Below are 23378 nucleotides of genomic sequence, written 5' to 3'. Positions count from 1 at the left end.
CCCATGAGAATCATTATTCGTTATTTTTTCCGCGCCCTGCGTCTTGTCCTGACGCCGTTCATGCTGCTCAGCGAAAAGCTCAGCACGCCCAAGGGCGTAACTCGCAGTGCTGAACTGCAAGCCAGCGTTGACGAGGCCAGCAAAAACCTTGCCCTGTACCAGTTCAAAGCTTGCCCATTCTGCATCAAGGTGCGTAAGGAAATCGCCCGGCTGGGGCTGAACATTGAAACCCGCGATGCCCAGCACGACCCGCAGCATCGTGCCGCGCTGGAGGCTGGCGGTGGTCAGGTCAAAGTGCCTTGCCTGAAGATTCGTCAGGAGGATGGCAGTGAGCAGTGGCTTTACGAATCCGATGACATCAAGGCCTGGCTGCAGGAGCGATTCGAGCCGGGTGTTGAAAGCCGGGCCTGAGTTCAGGTCATTTTAATGAGTGCCTTTAATCATTGCAGAGAACGCTATGCCAATCGAAAAGAATCAAGTGGTCCTGTTTCACTACATCGTGAGAGATGAGCAGGGCAATGAAGTTGAAAACTCCCGTGGCGGAGAGCCGAACGCCTACCTGCATGGCCACGGCGGTATTATCCGGGGGCTGGAAGAGGCTCTGGAAGGCCGCGAGGCAGGCGATACCTTCAGTGTAACGGTGTCACCGGACAAGGCCTATGGCGCTCGCAGGCCAGACGCCATTCAGCGCGTACCGGTCAAGCATCTGATAGGTGCAAAGCGCTGGAAACCGGGCATGGTTGCCCAGGTGCAAACAGAGCATGGCCGGCGCCATGTGGTCGTCGCCAAGGTCGGGCTCAAGTTCGCCGATGTCGACACCAATCATCCGATGGCTGGTAAGACGCTGACCTTTGATATCGAGATTATCGAGGTGCGTGCGGCCGAGGCCGAAGAAATCGCCCACGGCCATGTTCATGGCCCGGGCGGTCATCATCATTAACTAAGGCCGTTGGCCATGGAAACGCCGGGTCGGGTTTTACTCGGCCGCGGCGGCTTCGTTCAATAGTTCCGGCTTTTTCAGTGCCCGGGTGAACAGTTCTTTTTCTTCTGCAATGGCCAGTGCGCATTGTTCGGCCAGTTCCTCTGACAGCCCGCTGACCTTGCGTTGCAGGAAGGCGGCGACCTCTTCGGAAAGTTCGAGGATTTTGTCCCGGGCATCGGCTTCAGCTTTGGACGAAAACAGCATTTTGTCCGGGTTTTTCAGTGCCATGTCCAGTCCGTCCCTCTCGGAATAATAAAGTGCTTTTACGCCCATGGTATGCCATCGCCTCCGGGGTAATGATGGTTGGTAAGACCGTTGATAAGTGGGCAGCTTAACATAAATTCTGTATATTTATACAGTATTCTGGGCGGCGATGCCCGTGCGCGGGTGACGGCCATCGTTTTTGTTACTATGTTCGCCTTGCCCATCTCCAACCGATCTGATGCTCGACCATGACCTTGCCTTTCAAACTCCGCCCCTACCAACAGGAAGCCGTCGACGCCACGCTTGACCACTTCCGCAAATCGGATGAGTCTGCGGTCATCGTGCTGCCCACCGGTGCCGGTAAAAGCCTGGTTATCGCCGAACTGGCGCGCCTTGCCCGGCGAAAGATTCTGGTTCTGACCCACGTAAAGGAGCTGGTGGAGCAGAATCACGCCAAGTATGAGAGTTATGGCTTAACGGGCGGCATTTTCTCCGCCGGGCTGAAGCGCAAGGAAAACCGGCACCAGGTGACCTTCGCCAGTGTGCAGTCGGTCGCGGCGAACCTGGAGCAGTTCCGGGATGAATATTCGCTGGTCATTATCGATGAGTGCCATCGGGTCAGCGGTGAGGAAACCAGCCAGTATCAACGTATCATCGAGCTGCTGCGGCAGCAAAACGATTCGCTGAAAGTCCTCGGGCTTACCGCCACGCCCTATCGCCTGGCCATGGGCTGGATATACCGCTATCACTACCGGGGCTTTGTGCGCGGCTCTGGTGAAGATCAGGACAAGCCCTTCCAGCATTGCATTTACGAGCTGCCGTTAAGCTATATGATTAATCGGGGCTATCTGACAAAGCCCGAGCTGGTTAACGCGGCGGTGGCGCAATACGATTTCTCCGCGCTCACGCAGGACCGTTTTGGTGAGTACGCCGAGAAGGACGTCAACCAGCTGCTGAGCAAGCACAAGCGGGTGACCCGCGCCATCATTGAGCAGGTGATGGAGCTGGCCGCTGAGCGCAGAGGCGTGATGATCTTTGCCGCCACGGTGGACCATGCGCGGGAGATCACCGGTTATCTGCCGGAGCAGGAAACCGCCCTGGTGACCGGTGGCACCGATCTGAAAGATCGTGATTTGCTGATACAGCGCTTCAAACAGCGGCAGTTGAAGTACCTGGTGAATGTGTCTGTGCTCACCACCGGCTTTGATGCACCCCATGTGGATTTGATCGCCATTCTTCGGCCAACCCAGTCGGTCAGCCTGTACCAGCAGATGGTGGGTCGCGGTCTTCGCCTGGACGAAGGCAAGCAGGATTGCCTGGTGATTGATTACGCCGGTAACCATGTAAACCTGTATCATCCGGAAGTGGGGGAGCCAAAACCCGATCCCGACAGTGAGCCAGTGCAGGTGTTCTGCCCCGGCTGTGGGTTTGCCAATATCTTCTGGGGCAAAACCGACCGTGATGGCCGGGTGATCGAGCATTACGGCCGCCGTTGTCAGGGGCTGCTGGAGCCTGCGGCCGGGGATGGGGCGCGCGCCCGGCAGTGCGATTACCGTTTCCGCTTCAAGGAGTGCCCCCACTGCGGCGGCGAGAATGATATTGCCGCCCGTAACTGTGGGCACTGCCAGCAGGCAATTATCGACCCGGATGATCAGCTGCGGGATGCCCTGAAACTCAAGGATGCCATGGTGATTCGTTGCGCCGGGATTTCATTAAGTTCTGAAGGTTCCAGGCTGCGGCTCACTTATCATGGCGAAGATGGGGAGGAGTTGAAGGAATCGTTCGACTTCACAAAGCCGGCCCAGCGCACCGTGTTCAACAAACTTTTTGGCAGAAGGGTTGCCAATGGCCAGGCTCCGAAAACGTTCAGCCGGGCAGATGAGGTGCTGGAAATGCAGGCCTTGTTGCCGGCTCCGGATTTCGTGATTGCCCGCAAGCATAAGCACCACTGGCAGGTACAGGAGCGGGTGTTTGATTATCAGGGCCAGTATCGGAAAGCGAATGAGGCGTGAGGCGGTTATACTGGCCTGCGTTTAAATCTCTCAGAGATCCATTGAGATCCAAGTCGACCTTTTCAGGCTGTGTCCATGATGAAATCAATCGCCCTGTCGGTGCTGTTAGTTGTCCTTCTGGGGTTTGTCGGTGTTCAGTATTACATCACTTCCGTACCTGGCCTTGAGGCTCCGATCACCGTTGGTGAAGTTCGGCAAGTGGAGTCCGAAAAGTCGTTGGTCGTTATTCTTGTGGACAGCGAGGGGCAACGGTTCACCGTAGGCCTTCGGGGCGATACTGCCAAACCGGAAGAAGCCGCACTTTTCTATATCCGGAATCCGGATGTTGTTCCCTATGTGTTCTGGCCGAGTTTCCGAAGTAATGATGAGAAGCGGGTTCTGGAACTTCTGGAAGATGTAATTGAATCTGGCGCGCCAGAGGATCCCGCTGTTCGCAGCATTTACGGGGTCTTGAAGGAACGTAACTGACACTCAAGATAGTCGCCTGAACACCAGCAACTGGTTGTTTGCGGGCATGGCATGGTTCTCGGCCAGAGTGAGACCCACCGATTCCGCCAGGGCCCTCAGATCTTTCAGGTCCCGGATGCCCATGTGGGGCGCACGGGCTTTCAGGTATTGATCAAACTGACGGTTGCTTTCACTGGTATACCGGCCCTGATTGTTGAAAGGCCCGTACAGGCAAAAAGCGCCGCCCTTGGGAAGCCGCTCGCCAATACCGCGAAACATCTGTTCGACTTCAGTCCACGCCATGATGTGGGCGGTGTTTGCGGAAAACGCCCAGGTGAAGGTTGCGACGGGCCAGGGAGCCGCACCTACGTCCAATTCAATCACCGGCAGGATGTTGGCCAAGCCGGCTTGCTCAAGGCGGGCGCGACAACTGTCCACAGCGTCCGGATGATCGGTCGGTTGCCACTGCAGGTGAGGCATCGCCGTCGCGAAATGCACCGCGTGCTGTCCGGTGCCTGTGCCCACCTCCAGTACTTTCCCCGGCGCATTAAAGGTCTCGCTGAGTTTCTCGAGGATGGGGGCTTTGTTGTTCTCACAAGCCTGGGAGTAGGGCAGGTTAGTGGCCATCGAATCCAGTTTTTCTGCGCAGGGTCGGAAAACTTTATAACACGTTGGTGTATAAGTCAGTATCTCAGCAATTATTTCCTGTTTCGGTTATACTGCGCTAGCGAACCCGGCGAATATGCCAAGACTTAACGTGGATAATATAATGAGCAAGAAAGCCGTAAAATCGACTTTGACTTCCGCCGAGATTGAGGCGCAGACAGCGGCCTTTTTGAAGTCTGGTGGGCGTGTTGAACATGTGGGAAAAGGTAAGAGTGGGCAGCTGACCACTGCTGGCCCGAAGCAGATTAACCTGAAGAGCAATTGATGATCCGGCAATAACCCGAGCAAGCCGTAATGTTACTGTTTTCCGGGCAGGATCAATAAAAAAGGCAGCCGAGGCTGCCTTTTTTCATTACGTATATTATCTGTTAATTACAGACCAATAACGTTCTCTGCCTGCGGGCCTTTCTGGCCGTCGGTCACTGTGAATTCAACTTCCTGGCCTTCGGCCAGAGTCTTGAATCCGCCACCCTGAATAGAGCTGTAGTGAACGAATACGTCTGCACCGCCTTCACGAGTAATAAAGCCAAAACCTTTTGCTTCGTTGAAGAACTTAACGTTGCCTTTAATAGTAGACATAATAATTATCCTGATTTTAATCAATAAGTTGCTGCCGATAGATCGTTGTGACCCTTGGTCAGCGGTATGCGGGAAATAAAAAACTGGCAGGATCAAAAACAGGACAAGAGGTTTTGCAACACAAAAGGTCTGATTCGTGAAATGCTTTGCTAAATCTTTCCAACAAGAGAGACAGTACGCTAATTAATGGGCATTAGATAGGAAATTTTTTAAAAACGAGTAAGTAGTTATATCCGGGGGTGTTCAGAGCACCCCCGGCAGAACTCAGCTTACGGCGCTGGTGCCCATAAGCTTTGCAGCTGTCCCAGCAACGACGAGCCCACCCCCTGGTTACCCAGGAATCCCATCACAATCGGCACAAACTGCTGGATCATGCCTGCGTCCATGCCAAGGGCCGAGAACGCGGTCTGAACGCTGTCCATCGAAGACACGTTGGACAGCAGGCTTTCACCCAGCCCGCCACCGCCGCCCAGCAGGCTGGACAGGCCGGAAGCTTCGCTGGTCAGGCTGCCCATGGCACCTGCGCCCAACTGGTTCTGTGCTAGCTGCAACAAGGCGCCGGTGCCGCCAATTGCCTGGGTTTCGGTAACACCAAGGTCATTCTGGAGCTGGCCCACCAGTTGCCGGGCTTCTCCGGTGACTTCCGTTGTGGATGAAAGCGCCTGTGTGCCGGTGCTCAGTGCATCGTTCAGGCTGAAAGCGCCAGCCGCTGGAGTTAACAGGTAGATGCTTGAAATAAGAAGAAACTGTTTGAGACTCGTGCTCATAGGGGTGTCCTGATGGTGGGTGGGCAATAGTATGATGCTAACCAATATGGGGGCGACTACAACTTAATAAAAGTTCGGGAAACCGAGACAGCCCCGTTTTTGTCCGCCTCCTGATTTCTGCTTCTGCCTATATCACCAATGCAGCAAGCATGCTAAAACGTCGTCGGCCAGCCGTCGCCAGCACTCTTGGGGGCACCGGGCACTCTTCCATTTCTCAGGATGTCAGCATGTCAGACAAATTTTTCTACAAGGGCCGGCAGGACGCACGTCAGCATCACACTACTTATGGCGGGTTCAAAACCAGGGCCAGTCAGAAAAGTGGTAGCAAGAAGTACCCGCTAACACTGGTTGTCACCAGTGAGGCGCGCAAGCAAGAAGTTGAAGCGCTGGTGGCCGAGGCTGGTCTTTTTGCGAATATCACGGTAGATGCCCGTGACGGCGCAGTTGAGTCCATCGCTGAGCTGACCGTACTCCTGAACAAGGTTGAAACCATTACCACAACGAAAGCACCGTCCCGGAATGATCCCTGTAGTTGTGGCAGCGGCAAGAAGTTCAAAAAGTGCTGTGGCTGATAGCGGCCACAAATCAAGGCAGCCGGGAAGCGTTCGATACGCGGTATGTCGCTGGTTCTTTGATATTATGTGCGTCTTCCACAACTGACAGAACAGGAGCTCACCATGGCGGAATCATCTCTCAAAGAACAGCTTGGCAACGCCGTAAAAGATGCCATGCGCAACAAGGAGAAGGACCGGCTTGTTACCCTGCGGATGGCCCAGGCGGCGGTGAAGCAGATCGAGATTGACGAGCGCCGTGAGCTTGGCGATGACGACGTTCTGAAAGTGCTGGATAAAATGCTCAAGCAGCGCCGTGATGCGGCCAGCCAGTATGAGGAAGCGGGTCGTGGTGAGCTGGCGGACAAAGAACGGTCAGAAATGGCCATTATTGAAGAGTTCATGCCCGCTGCTCTCAGCGAAGAAGAGCTTGAAGGTTTGATTCGTGCGGCCATCAGCACCACTGGTGCCAAGGGTATGCAGGACATGGGCAATGTAATGAACGAGTTGCGCCCCCAGGTAACCGGCCGGGTGGATATGGGACAGTTAAGCAAGATGGTGCGGGCTGCGCTGGCCGGTTAAGGCTTGGTTATTGCCGCATTTGTGTTTAGCATTGCTGCTTCATGGGTACTGCAACGGTACCCGTGAGGTCAGAAAATTATGGACACTCTCCGTCACGGATTGAAGGAGCAAAGGAATGAGTAAGAATGTGGTTTTGTTGGGCGATCTGGGCACAGACCATGAAGGGTTCCCGCCCACCCCGGTGATTGCCGGTTCCCCCGATGTTCTGGTTGATGGCAAGCCTGTCGCCCGTGTGGGCGATCCCCTGGCACCGCACTCCAAACCCAAGCATCCGCCTCATCCCCGCGCCGTAGCGGCGGGTTCTGCTACTGTGCTGATTAATGGCATCCCTGCGGCCGTCACCGGCAGCGCCGTGTCTTGCGGTGGTGTAACCATCGGCAGCGGTAGTGTGGTGATCGGGAGTTAACTCCCGGGTAAGCAGGGCTGCCTCGGCAGAATTCATGATAGGCTTCGGTTTTAGCACCGCCGTTTTAGGCGGTGGCGTTATTTTATGGAGCCTTCATGAGCGATAACCCCCTGGCGCAGATTCTCGAGATGGACGGCGAGGAGCGATACGATTACTTCCTGGATGCCGTTGTTGAAGAGCGGGAAATCTGGATTCTGGTCAATGCTGATAACCAGTTTCTGAAAATTGTTTCCGACGAAGAGGGCGTGGCTTACCTGCCGGTCTGGCCTGGTTCAGAATTTGCTGCTGACTACGCCAAAGACTCCGGCGATCTCTCTCCCAAAGCGGTTTCTTTGCCGGATTTCTTCCGGAAATGGGTAACCGGCCTGAGTCGCGATGGCCTGGACGTGGGCGTCTTCCCCGGTGGGCAGGGCGAGCTGTGGATTACCTCGCCGGATGAGCTCAAGCGGGACCTGCAAGAACTCATGGCGTTCTGATCACCTCCCTGAATCCCCGGAGATCACTATGGATGATGCCTGGCTCACAGCCTTGCCGAAAGCAGAGCTACACCTGCACCTTGAGGGTGCCCTTGAACCGGAACTGATGTTTGCACTTGCCCGGCGCAACAATATTGAACTGCCGTGGGCCGATGTAGAGGCACTGCGGCAGGCTTATTCTTTCAACAACCTTCAGGAATTCCTGGACCTGTATTATCAGGGTGCGAACGTTCTGCGCACGGAGCAGGATTTCTATGACCTTACCTGGGCCTATCTGCAGAAATGCCATGCCCAGGGCGTGGTGCACGTTGAGCCTTTCTTTGATCCCCAAACCCATACCGAACGTGGTATTCCGTTCGAAGCCGCCATCACAGGCATCAGCACCGCACTGCGTGACGGCCGTGCACAGCTGGGAATAACCGGCGGGCTGATTCTGAGCTTTCTTCGCCATCTGTCGGAAGAGGAAGCCTTTCAGACCTTGCAGCAGGCCATGCCGTTTCGGGATCAGTTCTTTGCCGTAGGGCTGGACAGCTCCGAGAAGGGTCATCCGCCCAGCAAGTTCGAGCGGGTGTTTGCCAAGGCCCGGGCCGAGGGCTTTCTGGCGGTTGCCCATGCCGGCGAGGAAGGGCCGCCGGAGTATATCTGGCAGGCTCTGGACCTGCTCAAGGTCAACCGGATTGACCACGGTGTTCGTGCGGCCGAAGATCCCGCCTTGCTCGACAGGCTGGCGGACGAGCAGGTTCCGTTAACGGTTTGCCCGCTGTCTAATATCAAGTTGTGCGTGTTTCCGGATATGGCGCAGCACAATATTCTTGAACTGCTGGAACGCGGTTTGAATGTGACCGTGAACTCGGATGACCCGGCGTATTTCGGTGGCTATGTGCTGGAGAACTTCACCGCGCTGCGGGACAGCCTCGGTATGACAGAAGACCAGGCCCGGCGGCTCGCCCTCAACAGCATGAATGCCCGGCTGGTTTAACAGCGACAGGTTAAGGAAACTAAAATGATTGTATGTGGCGTTGAACTGACCGGCAGCGATGCGGTGGTGTGTTTGCTGAATCTCGACCGCGGGCAATTCAGCCTGCCGGAGTGTAAGGTTCGCAAGCTGTCGCTGCGCAAAAACCATACCCGCGAAGACCTGAAACAGTTTCAGGCTGAATTCGCGGCCCTGATGGCTGAACACGAGGTTGGGTGTGTGGCGATCAAGGAGCGGATGCCCAAGGGCAAGTTCGCCGGCGGGGCCATCAGCTTCAAGCTGGAGGCGACGATTCAACTGATGGCCGGAAACGAGCCGGAAGTCCGGTTGCTGCCGTCTTCCCTGATTAAATCCACACTGGCTTCGAACCCGTTACCCATTCCGTTTGCTGAAACCGGCTTGAAGGCCTTTCAGGAAACCGCCTTTACCGCAGCTTATGTGGCGCACATGGCGAAGTAGGTAGTAAGCTGGCCATAGCGTGAACAATAATAATACGAACAAAAAGGAATGCAGCTATGGCCCAGTACGACTTCATCATCGAAGGCGGCCGCTATTTCGATGGCACCGGAGCCCCCTCTGCTGTCCGTAACCTAGCGATCAGGGACGGCCGTATTGCGAAGGTCACCGATGAACCCATTCCCCACAGCCAGGCCGGGCGCGTTATCGATGCCCATGGCAAGTGGGTAACCCCAGGTTTTCTGGACACCCATACCCATTACGATGCCGAATTGCTGGTCAGCCCGAGCCTGTCGGAATCCGTTCGCCATGGGGTGACTACGGTTTTAGTGGGCAGCTGTTCTCTGAGCATGATTTGCAGCGACTACGAAGATGCCTCCGACATATTTACCCGGGTGGAAACCGTTCCACGGGAGCGGGTACTACCCATTCTGAAGGCCCATAAAACCTGGTCTACCCCTAAACAATGGGTGGAGCACATCAAGCAGGTGCCTCTGGGCCCGAATGTGGTCAGCTTTCTGGGCCATAGCGATTTGCGGGTGGGGGTGATGGGGCTGAGCCGGGCGACGGACCTGGCGGTTCAGCCCAGCGAGGAAGAAATGCAAACCATGGAGCGGTTGCTGAAAGAAGCGCTGGATGAAGGCTTTCTCGGGCTTTCGACTATGTGCCTGAAGTGGGACAAGGTGGACGGCGACCGGGAATGGTCGAAAAGCCTGCCCAGTACCTACGCCAAGTGGAAAGAGGTGGCACGGCTGAACAAGCTGGTGCGGCAGTACAATCGGGTGCATCAGGGAGCGCCGAACGCCGCGACCCCCTTGCAGATTCTGCAGTATGTGCGTGAATGCCTGGGTTGGCTGCGCCGGCCCCTGAAAACCACCCTGATCAGCCAGATGGATCTCAAGGGCAGCGCATACCTCACCAATCTCACCCGGCTGACTTCGTTCTTTGCCAACGCCTTACGTGGCGATTTCCGCTGGCAGGTGCTGCCTACGCCATTCACTGTGTATGCAGACGGTATTGATGTGGTGTTCTTTGAAGAGTTTGGCGCCGGCGAGATGGCGCTGGACCTGAAAGACGCGGTTGAGCGCAATCAGCTTTTGAAGGATGAAGCGTACCGGCGCAAGTTCCGTAAGTTCTACGGCGAAAAGCTGAGCCCCCGGGTGTGGCAGCGGGATTTTGGTGACGCCATGATCATCGATTGCCCTGACCAGTCCCTGATCGGCAAAAACTTCGAGGAAGTCGCCAGGGCCCGCGGTGTTCATGTGGTGGATCTGTTCCTCGACCTGGTGGTGGAGTTCGGCAAGAAAATCCGCTGGTACACCACCGTGGGCAATCACCGGAAGCATGTGCTCAAGCGCATCGTCAGAGACCCCCGCTCTCTGATTACCTTTAGCGACGCCGGCGCCCACATCCGCAATATGGCGTTCTACAACCTGCCTCTGCGCATGCTGAAGCTGGTGCAGGAATCCATCGAGGAAGGTTCCCCGATCATGACCATGGAGCAGGCGGTACATCGCCTGACCGGCGACCAGGCCGACTGGTTTGGTATCGACGCAGGCAAAATCCGGGAAGGGGACAGGGCCGATGTGGTGGTGTTCGACCCGTCAGGGTTTGACCAGAACCTGGAACAGGTGCACTGGGGCGAGATGGAGAACTTTGGCTTGCAGCGGCTGGTTAACCGTAACCCGGGCATTGTGAAAACTGTGCTGATCAACGGCAAACTGGCGGTGGACGACGAGCAACTGGTGCCGGAGTTTGGGCGGGAAATGGGCTACGGCCGGTTTATTCCTGCGCGTTAAGGCTTTCCATATCGTAACCGCCAAGGTCTGTCGTGTCGGCTAACATGTAATGTCTGTTTGAAACATGTTCAACCGAGTACGACAGGTTCCGGCTATGGCCAAAAGGTCTTTCATTCGTAAATCCCTGCGCCTTCTAGCCATGGCATTCGGGGCTGTTGTGGCCATGGTTTTTCTGACCATCCTTTTGTTCCGGTTTGTGAACCCGCCTACCTCCGCCTTTATGCTGGCTTATCAACTTGGCACTGCGCCAGAGCCGCTTCGGCAGGAATGGGTGCTCATGGCGGAGGTTTCACCCTGGATGCCGCTGGCCGTGGTAGCCAGTGAAGACCAGCGCTTCCCCTATCATGCCGGGGTGGATTTCGAGGCCATCCGCAAGGCAGTATCCGAGTACAAGGCCGGAGAGGGCTTGCGGGGCGCCAGCACCATTACCCAGCAAACCGCCAAGAACCTGTTTCTCTGGAATGGTCGCAGCTTTGTTCGCAAGGCGCTTGAAGCCGTGCTGGCACTGGGGATTGATGGCCTGTGGCCAAAGGAACGGGTGCTGGAGGTTTACCTGAATATTGCGGAATTCGGGCCCGGAATCTACGGAGTAGAGGCCGCCAGCGAGATCTACTTCGGCAAACCTGCCCGCAAATTATCCCAGACCCAGGCTGCCCGTTTGGCCGCCGTGCTACCCAATCCAAAAGTGTTGAGCGTAACGGCACCCACAGCTTATGTGCAGGAACGGGTGGTCTGGATTCAGCAGCAGATGAACCAGCTCTCCGGGCTCAAATATCTTGAACAGCTGTAATGCGTCAATCGGTATGGGGCGGCAATACAAACCGCTCAAGCACGGTATACACCGAGCCACTTGCACCGGGTGTGCTTTCGAACAGCACGAAGTCCTTGACCGGCATGGTGCCGAATGAAGTGTTCCTGTGGCTCTCAAGCAGTGACGCCCCCGAACCGGTCGGTGGGCGGAATCGACTGATTGTTATGTGAGGTTTGAAGCTTGGGTTTTTTAGCGTAAACCCGTTGTTGGTGAGTCGGTTTGCGAGGTTTTGTTGGAACTCCCGAAGTTGGTCTTCCGGCGATACTCCAGCCCAGAGAATTTTCGGGCTCTCCGGGGAACCGAAGCAACCCAGTCCCTGCACATTGAGTTCAAAGGGGGCACGGGTAACGCCTCTTGCCAGGTCGCAGGCCAGAGCCACCTGCGGCTCTTCGACCTGGCCGAGGAATGCCAGGGTCAGGTGCAGTTGTCCACGGCTTTGCCAGCGAGCCCCGGCTACCTGTGTTTTCATCTGCAGGAGGCTCGCCTTGACGGCCTCGGGTATCTCCAGTCCGAAAAACAGCCTTGGCATAACGTTCGCTCCGTTATCAAAACAACCCGATCTGTGGCGTGGATAGCTCTACCGGCAGTGGTTCCAACTCTGGGAGCTTCTCCCGCAGCAATTCGGTCCACAACGCAGCCAGCTCCACCGCATGGCCGTTGTCGGGCATGTGCATGAATACATAGGGCTGAATGCCAGCCTCAATCCAGGCAGCCACGCGATCTACCCAGGGCGCAAGAAAGGTTCGGTTGGTTTCCAGGTCGGGGTGGCCGATGTAGCGAATCACCGGCGCCGCGTCGCTGGGCAGGATGTGCACCGGAACGCGGGGCTTCTTGTGCTGGGCATCGATGGTTGATTCACAGTCGGGCGTTGCCGAGAACAACGCCCGGCTATCAAGAACCACCCTTGCCAGCTTTCGGGCCCGCAAACCCTGGTTCAATGCCCGTTCTTCGTCACCCTTGGCGAAAAATGCCGGGTGGCGGACTTCTACAGTCCAGTGAAGAAACTCGGGTGCGGTATCCAGGAAATGCCAGAGCTGGTCTAGCCGCTGAGGGCCAAAGCCGGCGGGTAGCTGCAGCAACATGGGGCCCAGCACATCGTTTAGCGGCTCAATCAGCGATAGAAAAGTATCCAGCTCATCGCCCACGCCGGTGAGAAAGCGTTCGTGGGTGATGGCTCGGGGCAGTTTGAACAGGAAGCGGAAGCTGTCCGGCACCTGCTGCCGCCATTGCAGACACTGATCCCGGCTGGGGCTGGCGTAGAAGGTGGTGTTGCCCTCAACGGTGTTGAACACCCGGGCATAGCGCGCCAGGGGAGTGCCGCCGGGTGGCAGCTGGTTGTTCCAGTTCGGATCTTGCCACTGGGGACAACCGAGGTAGTAGGGCAGTGCCATCTTTTTTCGCTGCTCTGCTGTGGATAAATTGATCACTCAGGCGCCGGGGTGATCAGGTTGATCAAATAACCTACGCATACCGCCAGCCCTTGGGGTTACACGGTTTACACCGCCTATCCTTTCGTTCCTAACAAAGTTATCCACAGAGTTTGTGGGTAACTGGGGATATCAAAGTTGAACTTTTCCCCTGAGCGCCTTGGTTTTGCCTTTTTTGGTTTTGCTGTCCACACGCCGACGTTGAGAGCCCTTGGTTGGCTTGGTGGGGCGGCGGGCTTTCTGTTGCTTTACCGCTTCCTGAATCAGCTCTTTCAGGCGCTGAAGGGCATCATCCTTGTTCAGCTCCAGGGTGCGGAAAGATTGCGCCTTGATTACGATGACGCCGTCTTTGCTGATTCGCTGGTCAGACAACGCCATCAGCCGTTCCTTGTAGAACGGCGGCAGGCTGGAGTTCTGGATATCGAACCGGAGGTGAACGGCAGAGGCAACCTTGTTGACGTTCTGCCCGCCCGCGCCCTGGGCGCGTATCTGGGTGATTTCGATTTCCCAGTCTGCCAGTTCAACGGCGTTGGAGATTTTCAGCATGGGCTTCCTCAGCGTCGAAAAAAGCGGGGGTTACGTTCGATAAAGGCATCAATCCAGCGCTCCAGGAACGAGGCCTGGTTCGGATTTTTCAGGTAACGCCAGCCCAGAATGGAAATGATCAGTGCGCCAATGGCATCCACAATCAGGTCCCACATGGTATCGGTCAGCCCGGACGGGTCCCCCAGCATGGGCTTTTGCATGTTCATCCCGAACAATGAATCCATGGTGAATTCGAAGATCTCCCACAGGGCACCCACTCCCAGTGCGAACATGAACGCAAAGAAGGCAACAAATCCCGGTTTCATGTGAACCTGCAGCTTCTCTGTTTCGTTCATGATGTGTACCAGCAGAAAACCGAGAATCCCGAGCAGGAAGCCGGAGGTGGTATGAAGGGCCATGTCCCACCACCAGAAGCGGGTGTAGTAGTCGCGAATCTCGCCCAGAAACAGGGACGCGAACACAAAACCGATGGCGGCCAGCTGCAGTTCCGGTGGAATGTGAATGCGGAACTTTCGCTCAAACAGCACCGGGAAAAATGTGATGGCAATAATCATGCTGGTAAGAAATGCAGTAAACCAGCTCTGGCCGATTACAGCAAACACGGCCTCGGCCAGGAGTATCAGTTGCAGGGCAACGGTGATTCTCTGGTGGGTAATTCGAATGCGCATGCACAAAAAGGTTCCTGATTTCGTTACGCTTACCCTATCACATCACGCAGGTTTCCAAGTGCCCCGTGTCGGTTGCCACGGCCCCGATTGGTGTAGGATAAGGGGCATAACCTGAAGCAAGAGACGTTTTACCATGTTGAAGACATTTCTGATGACATTGCTGGCGGCCAGTGTTGCCTTGTTGGCGGGCTGCTCCGGGCCGGAATCTCCGCAGGAAGTTTCTGAAGTCTTCTGGCAGGCGGTTGTTGAAGGCGATGCCGGTGACGCCAGCGACTACTCCACGCTGGTCGACGAGGCTGCGTTCGACAGTTTTGGCCAGAACTGGCAGAACGTGCAAGTGGCCTGGGGCCGCGTCGTTATTGATGAGCAGGTTGCCCGGGTAACCACCACCCTGAGCGGGCTGGAGGGGCGTGATGAAGCGGTTGAAACGGTCACCTACCTGGTGCGCCAGGGGGATGAATGGCTGGTGGACTACTACCGCACCGGCGACGCCCTGGAAGACGGCCCGGTGTGGGGCAGCCTGGTTGGCGAGCTGGAAAAGCTGGGCGAGGATCTTAAAGCCCGCTGGGCACAGCAATCCGATGAGCTGGCACAGGAACTTCAGCTGATGGGGCAGGAGCTTCAGCAGCAGGCTGCACAGATGAGTAGTGAATTCTCGGGCCTGGCAGAAGAGTATGGTGAGCAGCTGGGGCAACAAATGGAAGCCTGGTCCCAGTCATTGCGAGAGGCCCTGAAAGCCAATCCTTCGGCTTCTTCGAAAGACCGGCGCACGCTGAATGAAGCCGTTATCCAGCTTGAAGCGCAGCAGCAAAAACTGGAAGACGCCGACCTTCAGGCATTGGCCGAAAGCACCGTTGTGGCCGCAAAGACCCAGTTACAGCTGGGTGAATTAGGAGAGGAATTTGCCGCCTACAAAGCCGAGTGGCAGCAGCGCCTGGCCGAAATAGAATCGGAAATAGAACAGTTTATGCAACAGCTGAAGGAAGGTTAGGAACCTTTTTTGCTGGCATCCGTGATTATTCAGTACACCATCCAGTAACACCGGTCATTTTACAGTCACATTGCCCCGGCCCCCGCCGTTAGCGGTTGTAGCCGGGGTATCCTTAGCCTGTTAACAAAGTTATCCACAGATTATGTGCGTAACATTTGTGGCAAGGCCGCTTGATTTTCCCCCGGGTAACCCAGATTCTCACGGAAGAAGCTGACAAGAGGAATGCGTATGTCCGTCGAAACCAAACTTGTGGTGTGTCCCCACTGCCATAAGGCAAACCGGGTGCCTGTTGATAAACTTGCCGCCGGTGGCAACTGCGGTGCCTGTAAGCAGCCGCTTTGGCCTGACCAGGTGCTGGAACTCACCGGGCAGAATTTTGCGGTTCACACTGGCCGCAGTGACTTGCCTGTGCTGGTGGATTTCTGGGCCAGCTGGTGCGGGCCCTGCAAGATGATGGCGCCGCAGTTCGAACAAGCGGCCAGGAGTTGGAAGGGTAAGGTGCGCTTCGCCAAGCTGAATACCGAGCAGCACCCGGAGCCTGCCGGGCAGTATGGCATTCGCAGTATCCCGACCATGATCCTGTTCCAGAATGGCAGGGAAGTTGCCCGTCAGAGCGGTGCCATGAGTGAGGCCCAGATCAGCCAGTGGCTGCAAGGGCAGGCGGGATGAGGTTTCCTGCCGTAACGGTTGTACTGGTGGCTGGTGCGTTGCTGTATGTGCTGTGGGATCAGATGCAGGACGAGCCAGCCCCTGAGAACCCGGCCAGGTACACCAACCTGGCTGCCAGCCCGGCCAAGCGCAGTAACGTGGTGGACTGGGCTGTTACACAGATTCCGGAAGTCTGCGCCCAGGCAACCGGGGGTAGCGGAAAACGGTTTGATGACTGCGTGGAGCGGGCGGAGTCCCGTACCTCCACCTGCCGAAGGGCGATTTACGATAACTTTCCGGACAACGTGACATCAGAAGCAGTTTTCCGGGATGTTTCGATTACCATGATGAATTGCCTGGTGCCGGAGTCGGGCCGGGTTCAGCCCTGATTTTTTCAGTAGACAAGGAATCGTCGTTTGGAATTCATTTTCATTATCCTTGTGGCCGGCGCTGCCCTGCTGGTGCCGGTCGGTTCGCTGCTGGGCTTTCTGGCGTTTCGCCAGCGTGACCGGCACGCCTCCCGTGTTGAAGCGCTGAGCCGTGAAGTCGCAACTCTCCGGCAGGAGCTTGCCGCCCTCAAGAGCGGGAATGCTTTCGGAGAATTTGCGCAATCAACGGCAGACCTGGCACCCGAGCAGGCGCCTGCGGCTGCGCCCGTTTATCCTGCACAAGCAGAATCTCAGGTTGTTCCGGAAGAAAATCCTCCCCAGGCTACTCCTACACCGCCGCCGCAACCCCGGCAACTTTCCCTTGAAACCCGGCTGATCAACGCCCTGAAAGCAAACTGGATGGTTTGGCTGGGTGGCCTGAGTGTAAGCCTGGCCGGAATTTTCATGGTCAGCCATTCCATCAGCGCAGGCCTGATTGGCCCGGTTCAGCAATTTGCGCTGGCTCTGTTGAGTGGGCTGGCGTTGCATGCCGGTGCCGAGTATCTGCGCCGTCGTCACATGGCGGCAGACCAGGTATTCGCGGCCCTGGCGGGCGGCGGCAGTATTACTCTTTATGCAGCCTTGCTGGCGGGTGTTCGCCATTATGAGCTTATCGGCCCCGTAACCGGGTTGATACTGCTGGCAGTCGTATCGCTGGCGACCATGGCCTTGGCTTTGGTTCACGGCCCGTTACTGGCAGTGATGGGGCTGTTTGGCGCCTATGTGGTGCCTTTGCTGGTGGGTGGCGAAGGCGGCAGCGTCCTGTTCGTGCTGAGCTACAGCTTTCTGATTACCCTAAGCTCCATGTTGTTGATGCGGCGTGTTTACCGTGACTGGCTCTGGTATGGCACGCTGCTGGGCGCTCTGGGATGGTGGTTATTGGCGGGTATGGGCTCGGCCGCAATGCTGGCGACTGCGGGCTACCTTTCGGCGTTGTTTGTGCTGTTTTCCATGTGGCTCGGTGACGTCAGTCTTTCCGGAGAGCGTCGTCGTGAAGCATTGATTGCATTGCTGGCAGCCTGGGCTGTGTCCATTTACCAGCAACCGGCTACAGAGGTGCTGTTTCTGGCCTGGTTGTTTATATTGCCGGTGGCAATTCTCTCGCCTTCCGGGCGCGGGGCGTTCTGGTACTTGCCCTGGCTGGCGGTGCTGGCAACCGTTGTGGGTTGGCTCGGGTTTGCGGCTAAGGCTTCGGGAGAGTTTTTGCTGGTTACCCTGGCCGAAGAGCATCACGGAATGTTCCTTACTTACCTGATGCTGGCAGCTGTCGCTACCCTGATGTCCGGGCTCTGGCAGTGGCGACAGCAATTGCAGCTCAGGCGCTGGGCCTCACTGGTGATGCTGGCACCGGTTATCTGGTTGCTGCTGGGTTGGTTGTTGTTGGTGCCGGCAGGCGAAGCGTCTGGCGCCTGGGCCCTGGTTTCCTTGTTCGCTGGTGGTGTTTATGGCGCTCTGGCCTGGCGGCTGGAGCAGCGCAGTGAGTGGCGTGCCGGGTTGGTCTGGGCCCTGCTGGCAGCACACGCCAGTTACTCTCTGGCGGTGGTCATGTGGCTGCAGGAAGCCTCGCTTACCTTGGCGCTGGCAGCGCAGTTTGTCAGCCTGGTGTGGCTGGCCCGCCGGTATCAGGCATCGGAGCTGTACTGGCTGTTAAAACTGGTGCTGGCCGTTGTGGTGGCTCGGCTGACCTTTAATCCCTGGCTGGACAACTATCAGGCGGCCAGCCACTGGACGCTGCTGACCTACGTCGGTGCTGCCGGCTTTGCGGTAGCGGCAACCTGGCTGGCCGGGCGCAGCGGTGCTATTCGCCCGTGGCTGGAGGGTGCGTCGTTGCACCTGGTTGTTTTGTTTATGGGGGTGGCCCTGCGTTTTGCGCTGTACGACGGTGACATCTTTGTTCGGGACTACAGCCTGACCGAGGCAGCTATCAATACGCTGCTCTGGGGCTCTGTGAGTGTGGTCTATGTGATTCGCGCCCGGGCCAGCGAGACCCTGGTCTGGCTGTATCGGCTGTTTGCGTGGATTTTGCTGGCCATGGCCGGGTTAAGTTATCTGGTGGCGGTTGTGGTTCACAATCCGTGGTGGACCAGCGGGGTGATTGGTGAAACGCCCGTCTTCAACCTGCTGTTACTGGCCTATGGCGCACCGGTGCTGCTGGCATTGGTAATCAGCCGTTATAGGGAGCTGGTACCCCGGCACTGGGCGCTTGCGGTGGCCGGTGCGGCGTTCCTGTTATTTACAGCACTGGAAATCCGGCAGATTTGGCAGGGCAGTGCCATGCCCCTCCAGTTCGGTGTGGGCGAGGGCGAGCTCTACACCTATTCGGTGGTGGGCATGTTGTATGCTGTAGCGGCCATTCTATGGTCTGCCCGAAACCATAGCCTGATGTTGCACAAGGTTGGCATGGCGCTGCTGGGCGTGGTAATTGCCAAGATTTTCCTGGTGGATATGTCTGGCTTGCAGGGGCTCTGGCGGGTTGCTGCCTTTATGGGGCTCGGATTGGCCTTGCTGGGCCTGGCGTGGGTTTACCGCAGAAGCCGTAAGCTATAAAGTTAACAAACACTCACTTAAATAAAACGCAGTACATGAGGATATCCAGGTGACAGAACTCGTAACTTACGAACTGAACAATGGCATTGCCACCATCACCCTGAACAACGGCAAGGCCAATGCCCTGAGCCACGAGGTTTTTGAGGGGCTGAATGCCGCCCTCGACCAGGCCGAACAGGACAAAGCCATTGTGATCCTGACCGGTCAGCCCGGTATGTTCTCCGGCGGTTATGACCTGAAACAAATGCAGCAGGGCCCGAAAGAGGCCATGGCCCTGGTGAAAGTGGGTTCAACCCTGACTCGCCGCTTGTCTGCCTTCCCGCGGCCGGTGATTGCGGCCTGTAGCGGCCACGCGATTGCCAAGGGTGCGTTTATCCTCCTGTCTGTGGATTACCGGATTGGGGTGGAAGGCAGCTTCAAGCTGGGCCTGAATGAAGTGGCCATCGGCATGACCATGCACCACGCCGGCATCGAGATCGCCCGTCATCGCATGCCTGCGCCTTACTTCTACCGTTCTGTGGTCAATGCCGAGATCTTTAACCCGGAAGGCGCCATTGCGGCCGGTTTCCTGGACGAGGCGGTAGCCCCGGAACAGCTGATGGAGCGTGCGCTTGCCGTGGCTACCCAGATGAAACAGCTGAACATGACGGCCCACAAGCAGACCAAGTTGAAAGTGAAAGCCGATTACCTGGCGCTGCTGGATCGCTGCATCGAGCAAGACTTCGCTCACTTTGACCTGATGGGCTGATAGTTAGCTTCCATCCTTGCTGAACTGGCTGACCGGGCGGAACCGGAACAGCCAGGCCAGCAGCAGATCCGGCAGGGTCTGGATTCGAGTGTTGTAGATCATGGCGCTGTCGGTGTAGCTGTTGCGCAGCAGTGCCAGGTAGCTCTCGGTATCCGCCATGATCGCCATAAAGCGCCCAACCACTTCGTGATTTTTCATCTCCGGATAATCTTCAATCCTGGCTTTGAGCACCTGCGTTGCGGCCTGTTCACGGGCAAGCGTTCGCTCCACATTCGCGGCGGACTCCATGCTGGCGGGCGGCTCGGCCCGTAGTGAGGCAATGTGGGTCATCAGTTGTTTTTCATGGGCCATGGCGGCCTTTACCGTATTCTCCAGCATCGGCCACAGGTCATGGCGTTGTTGCAATATGGTGTCGATGTTGGCCCTGGCCCGGTTTACCCGGTTCTTCAGGAACACCATGTCGTTGTAATGCAGCACGCCCAGATAAAGACACAGCACCAGTGGCACCATCAGGGCGGACAGCAGCAGGTTGTCCGGGCTGAACCGGCCATCGGCGGCGAGCAGTGAGGTGGCGGTGAACAGGAACAGGCCAAGGCTGGCTGCAATGCTGACAAAACTGCGGGCGCCGCGGTTAAGAACAATGTCATCTTCATCTTTACTACTGATCAGAAGCGGCGTCTCGCTGTCCTGCTGGACACTAAGGCGGTCTGGGCGCTGGTTATCCAGGCCGGCAAAGCCAAGGCAATACACCTTCACATCCGGAGCCAGCAGGCGCACGGTATAGCGGCGATCGCCTCGGTTGTGGGTGTGGGTTTTCGGATAGTCGATGGTGGCGCCCTCCGGGTACACCCGGACGCGGCCGTGGTCATCTTCTAACCAGAAGGGAACCTGTTCCTTGCGGGATTCAATGGTTTTCCATTTTTCGTCTTTGTCGGACCCGGACCTTTCCTCGACTTTGTAGTAAAAGGCGACGCAGTTTTCGTTTTTCAGCGGGTCGGTCAGCAGCGGATACTGTTCGTCGGCCCGGATTTGCCCCTTAAGCTCCGATAACCCAAAGCTCAGACCGGCGGCGCTGCTGGTAGGCACCGCCTCGATCAGTCGCTTGAGTTTCACACCTTTAATGGCCAGGTACATCAGAAACAGCGCAAGCAGCCCCGCGCCGGCGGTCAGCACCATGACCGGTATGGAGTACTCAAGCCGAGCCGGCTGCTTTTTCTCCACAGCGGCAGCGGCGAGCGCTGCGGTTTGATCGTCCAGTTCCGGTGCCGGCAGGCGCTCTTCCACTATCGTGCGGAACATCCAGCGGTCCAGCCAGCCGCTGGTGCTCAGGCGGATCAGTTGTTCCAGGGCGGCAATGTCGGCCTGTACCAGTGGTGAGGCAGAACCCTCCCGAAGCTGCTGGTAGCGGCTCTCATACAAGGTGGCGATGGCAGACCACTCCTGGTTCAGGCGGCTGACGCCTAACCAGGCGAGGCTGCCGGATACCCCAACCGTCACCATCAGAATGTAGACCCAAAGCCGGTGGATTTTCAGGACGGTGAGCGCCAGGGCCAGCCCCAGAGCCAGCAGGCCAGTCGCTATGGATATCCGGACGCCGGCGGAGAACAGCCTTTCGCCACCGTTGGTTTCCAGTTTTCCAGTGGAGATGAGGGCGGGCAGGGAGAAGCCGGACAGCCCGTCAAACCTGACTTCCCGGTGCTCACGGTTGAAATGCCCAACCACATAGGCAGTATCACCGGGGCGCAGGGCCCACTCCGAATAGATCAGGTCACCCTCCTGTTGGTTAAACGTGCGCCGGAGGTTCCAGTCCACATCTGGCTGGTTGGTTTCCGGGTTAACGGTGGCAGCTCCAGTTGCATCTTTGACCTGGAAGCGATCACCCCACTGGCCGGATTCCAGGGTTCGCAGCCGGGTATCGCCGTCGGAGTCCCGATAACGTTCCTGCAGCCGATACCGGTAGAACACGGCGGGCGCGCCGGAATAGGGGGCAGGGCGAGCGCCAAGGGCATCGGTTACCGTGGCTTCCATCAGGTAGGGCCCTTCTGCCAGTGCCGCCAGTGGGGTGGCTGGCAGTCTCTGCATCTGGCGGGTTTCGGTCATTTGTTCCAGTCCCTGATTCATCAGGTGCCAGCTTCCGGCCAGGCAGGCAATGGCGATGAGTGTGGTGATAATGCGCCCGGAAGTACTCGCCAGTGCCATGTGGATAAACGTCCTTTTGTTGTTGGCTGGAAAAAAGTGCAGTATACCTGATCAAATTAACCGCATGGCCCGCAAACTCAGGCGCACAGCAGCCTGGCGCGGGGTGTCCTTACCTTGCTAACAAAGTTATCCACAGTTTTTGTGGGTAAACCAGAAGGAAATAAGCCAGATGACTGACAAACCGGCCAAGCCTTGAAGTGGACCCCAAATTTTGGACAGGTGCCTAAGCTCTGATTCATCATCTCCATAAGGAGGAGAATCATGAGCAAGAAACGCAAGCAATACAGCGCATCATTCAAGTCCAAAGTCGCCCTGGCTGCCCTCAAGGGCGACCAGACCACATCCGAAATTGCTGCCCGTTTCCAGATCCACCCCACCATGGTCAGCACCTGGAAGCGCGAACTGCTGGAGAATGCCCCGGGCCTCTTCGAAGGCAAGAAGAAAGCCGGCAAGCAATCCGATGAGCCCAGCACAGACGAACTTTACCGAGAGATTGGCCGACTGACGGTGGAACGCGATTTTTTGTCGCGCAAGCTCGATCAGTAAGCCGTCAACAGCGGTTGGCGATGATCGAGCGTGGTCATCCCCAAGTCAGTCTTTCGCGCCAGTGTGAGCTGCTCAAGCTGAGCCGCTCATCGGTGTACTACGTCCCTCGTGAGCAGTGTCAGGAGGATCTGGATCTGATGTACCTGATTGATCAACAGCACCTGGAAACGCCGTACTATGGCTCTCGCAAGATGCGGGTCCACTTGCAGCACCAGGGCTATCGGGTCAACCGGAAGCGGGTGCAGCGGCTGATGCGCACCATGGGCATTCAGGCGGTGTATCCGCGCCCCAGAACCAGCATTCCGGGCGATGGGCACAAGGTGTACCCGTATCTGCTCACAGGGCTGAAAATCGACCGCCCCAACCAGGTGTGGGCAACAGATATTTCATATATCCCGCTGGCCCGGGGCTTCATGTATCTGGTTGCCATCATCGACTGGTACAGCCGCAAGGTGTTGTCCTGGCGAGTCTCCAACACCATGGACACAGACTTCTGCGTCGATGCACTGGAGGAGGCTCTACAGCGCCACGGAACACCGGAGGTCTTCAACACCGATCAGGGCGTCCAGTTCACCAGCGAGGCCTTCACAAGCGTTCTCAAAGAGCATGGCATCCGGATCAGCATGGACGGCAAAGGCTGCTACCATGACAACATCTTTGTGGAACGGCTCTGGCGCAGCGTCAAACACGAGTGCGTCTACCTCACTGCCTTCGAGGATGGCCGACACTTGAAGCAGGCGCTCCACCGGTACTTCCGGCATTACAATCAGACCCGGTACCACCAAACCCTTGATTACCAAACACCGGATGAGGTGTACTACCAACAACCCATGACCCTGGCAGCTTGAGCCGGGAATACAGCCGGATCAGAGCTTAACTGCACCTTCAGGCTGTCCAACTGATGGGGTCCACCTCA

28 protein-coding genes are annotated in these 23378 nt (G+C 57.0%); 19 read left to right on the top strand and 9 right to left on the bottom strand.

Features of this window, described 5'->3' with window-relative positions; translation table 11 throughout:
• The first annotated feature begins 3 nt into the window (after window positions 1-3).
• Together AQ621_RS11715 and AQ621_RS11710 are read left to right on the top strand one after the other, a co-directional pair.
• On the top strand, window positions 4-411 hold the full coding sequence (locus AQ621_RS11715) for a glutaredoxin family protein (protein WP_058341601.1): 408 nt from the start codon (window positions 4-6) through the stop codon (window positions 409-411).
• 46 nt (window positions 412-457) lie between these two features.
• Window positions 458-940, top strand: coding sequence for an FKBP-type peptidyl-prolyl cis-trans isomerase (locus tag AQ621_RS11710; protein WP_058341600.1), 483 nt, complete (start codon window positions 458-460; stop codon window positions 938-940).
• A 36-nt stretch (window positions 941-976) separates the two neighbouring features.
• Here AQ621_RS11710 and AQ621_RS11705 read toward each other — a convergent pair whose 3' ends face one another.
• Window positions 977-1255 (bottom strand): YebG family protein, encoded by a 279-nt coding sequence (locus tag AQ621_RS11705; protein ID WP_058341599.1) that lies wholly within the window; start codon window positions 1253-1255, stop codon window positions 977-979.
• Between the two features lie 179 nt (window positions 1256-1434).
• Between AQ621_RS11705 and AQ621_RS11700 the strand changes: the two genes are divergently transcribed.
• Together AQ621_RS11700 and AQ621_RS11695 are read left to right on the top strand one after the other, a co-directional pair.
• Window positions 1435-3198: a DNA repair helicase RadD gene (locus tag AQ621_RS11700; RefSeq protein ID WP_058341598.1), complete on the top strand. Its 1764-nt coding sequence runs from the start codon at window positions 1435-1437 to the stop codon at window positions 3196-3198.
• Window positions 3199-3273: 75 nt separating this feature from the next.
• Window positions 3274-3666, top strand: a complete 393-nt coding sequence (locus AQ621_RS11695; RefSeq protein WP_058341597.1) for a hypothetical protein — start codon at window positions 3274-3276, stop codon at window positions 3664-3666.
• Between the two features lie 3 nt (window positions 3667-3669).
• On the opposite strand, the gene AQ621_RS11690 is transcribed toward AQ621_RS11695, so the two are convergent.
• On the bottom strand, window positions 3670-4272 hold the full coding sequence (locus AQ621_RS11690; protein WP_058341596.1) for a DUF938 domain-containing protein: 603 nt from the start codon (window positions 4270-4272) through the stop codon (window positions 3670-3672).
• 142 nt (window positions 4273-4414) lie between these two features.
• On the opposite strand from AQ621_RS11690, the gene AQ621_RS17685 reads away from it, so the two are divergent.
• A complete protein-coding gene (locus AQ621_RS17685) occupies window positions 4415-4576 on the top strand; it encodes a hypothetical protein (protein WP_022987912.1) in 162 nt (53 codons plus the stop codon).
• A 107-nt stretch (window positions 4577-4683) separates the two neighbouring features.
• On the opposite strand, the gene AQ621_RS11680 is transcribed toward AQ621_RS17685, so the two are convergent.
• Complete coding sequence (locus AQ621_RS11680; protein ID WP_022987913.1) at window positions 4684-4890, bottom strand: cold-shock protein; 207 nt, start codon at window positions 4888-4890, stop codon at window positions 4684-4686.
• Between the two features lie 269 nt (window positions 4891-5159).
• Window positions 5160-5657, bottom strand: coding sequence for a DUF2780 domain-containing protein (locus AQ621_RS11675; RefSeq protein WP_058341595.1), 498 nt, complete (start codon window positions 5655-5657; stop codon window positions 5160-5162).
• 227 nt (window positions 5658-5884) lie between these two features.
• On the opposite strand from AQ621_RS11675, the gene AQ621_RS11670 reads away from it, so the two are divergent.
• The 8 genes from AQ621_RS11670 to mtgA all read left to right on the top strand — a co-directional run bounded on the left by AQ621_RS11670 (window position 5885) and on the right by mtgA (window position 11693).
• A complete protein-coding gene (locus tag AQ621_RS11670) occupies window positions 5885-6229 on the top strand; it encodes a PBPRA1643 family SWIM/SEC-C metal-binding motif protein (protein WP_058341594.1) in 345 nt (114 codons plus the stop codon).
• Window positions 6230-6334: 105 nt separating this feature from the next.
• The gene (locus AQ621_RS11665) at window positions 6335-6790 is read left to right on the top strand and encodes a GatB/YqeY domain-containing protein (protein ID WP_058341593.1); all 456 of its coding nucleotides are present in this window, start codon (window positions 6335-6337) and stop codon (window positions 6788-6790) included.
• 115 nt (window positions 6791-6905) lie between these two features.
• Window positions 6906-7196 carry a type VI secretion system PAAR protein gene (locus tag AQ621_RS11660; protein ID WP_022987917.1) on the top strand — a complete coding sequence of 97 codons (291 nt, stop codon included), beginning with the start codon at window positions 6906-6908 and terminating at the stop codon, window positions 7194-7196.
• Between the two features lie 95 nt (window positions 7197-7291).
• Complete coding sequence (locus tag AQ621_RS11655) at window positions 7292-7672, top strand: DUF2750 domain-containing protein (protein ID WP_022987918.1); 381 nt, start codon at window positions 7292-7294, stop codon at window positions 7670-7672.
• 28 nt (window positions 7673-7700) lie between these two features.
• Window positions 7701-8651: an adenosine deaminase gene (locus AQ621_RS11650; protein WP_058341592.1), complete on the top strand. Its 951-nt coding sequence runs from the start codon at window positions 7701-7703 to the stop codon at window positions 8649-8651.
• Window positions 8652-8675: 24 nt separating this feature from the next.
• Window positions 8676-9107 (top strand): DUF3010 family protein, encoded by a 432-nt coding sequence (locus AQ621_RS11645; protein ID WP_058341591.1) that lies wholly within the window; start codon window positions 8676-8678, stop codon window positions 9105-9107.
• Window positions 9108-9163: 56 nt separating this feature from the next.
• Window positions 9164-10903: an N-acyl-D-amino-acid deacylase family protein gene (locus AQ621_RS11640; protein WP_058341590.1), complete on the top strand. Its 1740-nt coding sequence runs from the start codon at window positions 9164-9166 to the stop codon at window positions 10901-10903.
• A 94-nt stretch (window positions 10904-10997) separates the two neighbouring features.
• On the top strand, window positions 10998-11693 hold the full coding sequence (gene mtgA / locus AQ621_RS11635; RefSeq protein ID WP_058341589.1) for a monofunctional biosynthetic peptidoglycan transglycosylase: 696 nt from the start codon (window positions 10998-11000) through the stop codon (window positions 11691-11693).
• A gap of 4 nt (window positions 11694-11697) precedes the next feature.
• On the opposite strand, the gene thpR is transcribed toward mtgA, so the two are convergent.
• The 4 genes from thpR to AQ621_RS11615 form a co-directional block, all read right to left on the bottom strand.
• Window positions 11698-12243 carry an RNA 2',3'-cyclic phosphodiesterase gene (thpR, locus tag AQ621_RS11630; protein ID WP_058341588.1) on the bottom strand — a complete coding sequence of 182 codons (546 nt, stop codon included), beginning with the start codon at window positions 12241-12243 and terminating at the stop codon, window positions 11698-11700.
• A gap of 16 nt (window positions 12244-12259) precedes the next feature.
• Window positions 12260-13105, bottom strand: a complete 846-nt coding sequence (locus AQ621_RS11625; RefSeq protein ID WP_058341587.1) for a DUF72 domain-containing protein — start codon at window positions 13103-13105, stop codon at window positions 12260-12262.
• 168 nt (window positions 13106-13273) lie between these two features.
• A complete protein-coding gene (arfB, locus tag AQ621_RS11620) occupies window positions 13274-13687 on the bottom strand; it encodes an alternative ribosome rescue aminoacyl-tRNA hydrolase ArfB (RefSeq protein ID WP_058341586.1) in 414 nt (137 codons plus the stop codon).
• Window positions 13688-13695: 8 nt separating this feature from the next.
• Entirely contained in the window at window positions 13696-14355 is a 660-nt protein-coding gene (locus AQ621_RS11615) for a DUF2238 domain-containing protein (protein ID WP_058341585.1), read from the bottom strand.
• Between the two features lie 133 nt (window positions 14356-14488).
• Here AQ621_RS11615 and AQ621_RS11610 point away from each other — a divergent pair, with 133 nt between their 5' ends.
• The 5 genes from AQ621_RS11610 (at window position 14489) to AQ621_RS11590 (ending at window position 19717) form a co-directional block, all read left to right on the top strand.
• Window positions 14489-15346 carry a hypothetical protein gene (locus AQ621_RS11610; protein ID WP_227508318.1) on the top strand — a complete coding sequence of 286 codons (858 nt, stop codon included), beginning with the start codon at window positions 14489-14491 and terminating at the stop codon, window positions 15344-15346.
• Between the two features lie 228 nt (window positions 15347-15574).
• Window positions 15575-16015, top strand: coding sequence for a thioredoxin TrxC (gene trxC, locus AQ621_RS11605; protein ID WP_058341584.1), 441 nt, complete (start codon window positions 15575-15577; stop codon window positions 16013-16015).
• Window positions 16012-16383 carry a hypothetical protein gene (locus AQ621_RS11600; RefSeq protein WP_058341583.1) on the top strand — a complete coding sequence of 124 codons (372 nt, stop codon included), beginning with the start codon at window positions 16012-16014 and terminating at the stop codon, window positions 16381-16383. Before trxC ends, AQ621_RS11600 begins: the two co-directional genes overlap by 4 nt.
• A gap of 27 nt (window positions 16384-16410) precedes the next feature.
• Window positions 16411-18969 (top strand): DUF2339 domain-containing protein, encoded by a 2559-nt coding sequence (locus tag AQ621_RS11595; RefSeq protein WP_058341582.1) that lies wholly within the window; start codon window positions 16411-16413, stop codon window positions 18967-18969.
• Window positions 18970-19018: 49 nt separating this feature from the next.
• Window positions 19019-19717, top strand: a complete 699-nt coding sequence (locus AQ621_RS11590; protein ID WP_022987935.1) for a crotonase/enoyl-CoA hydratase family protein — start codon at window positions 19019-19021, stop codon at window positions 19715-19717.
• Between the two features lie 3 nt (window positions 19718-19720).
• Here the strand turns inward: AQ621_RS11590 and AQ621_RS11585 are convergent, their stop codons facing one another.
• On the bottom strand, window positions 19721-21916 hold the full coding sequence (locus tag AQ621_RS11585) for a LemA family protein (RefSeq protein WP_058341581.1): 2196 nt from the start codon (window positions 21914-21916) through the stop codon (window positions 19721-19723).
• Between the two features lie 261 nt (window positions 21917-22177).
• On the opposite strand from AQ621_RS11585, the gene AQ621_RS11575 reads away from it, so the two are divergent.
• Window positions 22178-23310, top strand: a protein-coding gene (locus AQ621_RS11575) for an IS3 family transposase (RefSeq protein ID WP_145840233.1) whose coding sequence is annotated in 2 segments (ribosomal slippage) — window positions 22178-22448 and window positions 22448-23310 — 1134 coding nt in all. Because the reading frame shifts where the segments join, the coding sequence is not laid out codon by codon here.
• Window positions 23311-23378: the final 68 nt, after the last annotated feature.

This window comes from Marinobacter sp. P4B1, assembly GCF_001447135.1.
GTDB lineage: Bacteria > Pseudomonadota > Gammaproteobacteria > Pseudomonadales > Oleiphilaceae > Marinobacter > Marinobacter vinifirmus.
Note: the sequence above shows the minus strand (reverse complement) of the source record. Positions and strands in the feature narration are given on the sequence as shown.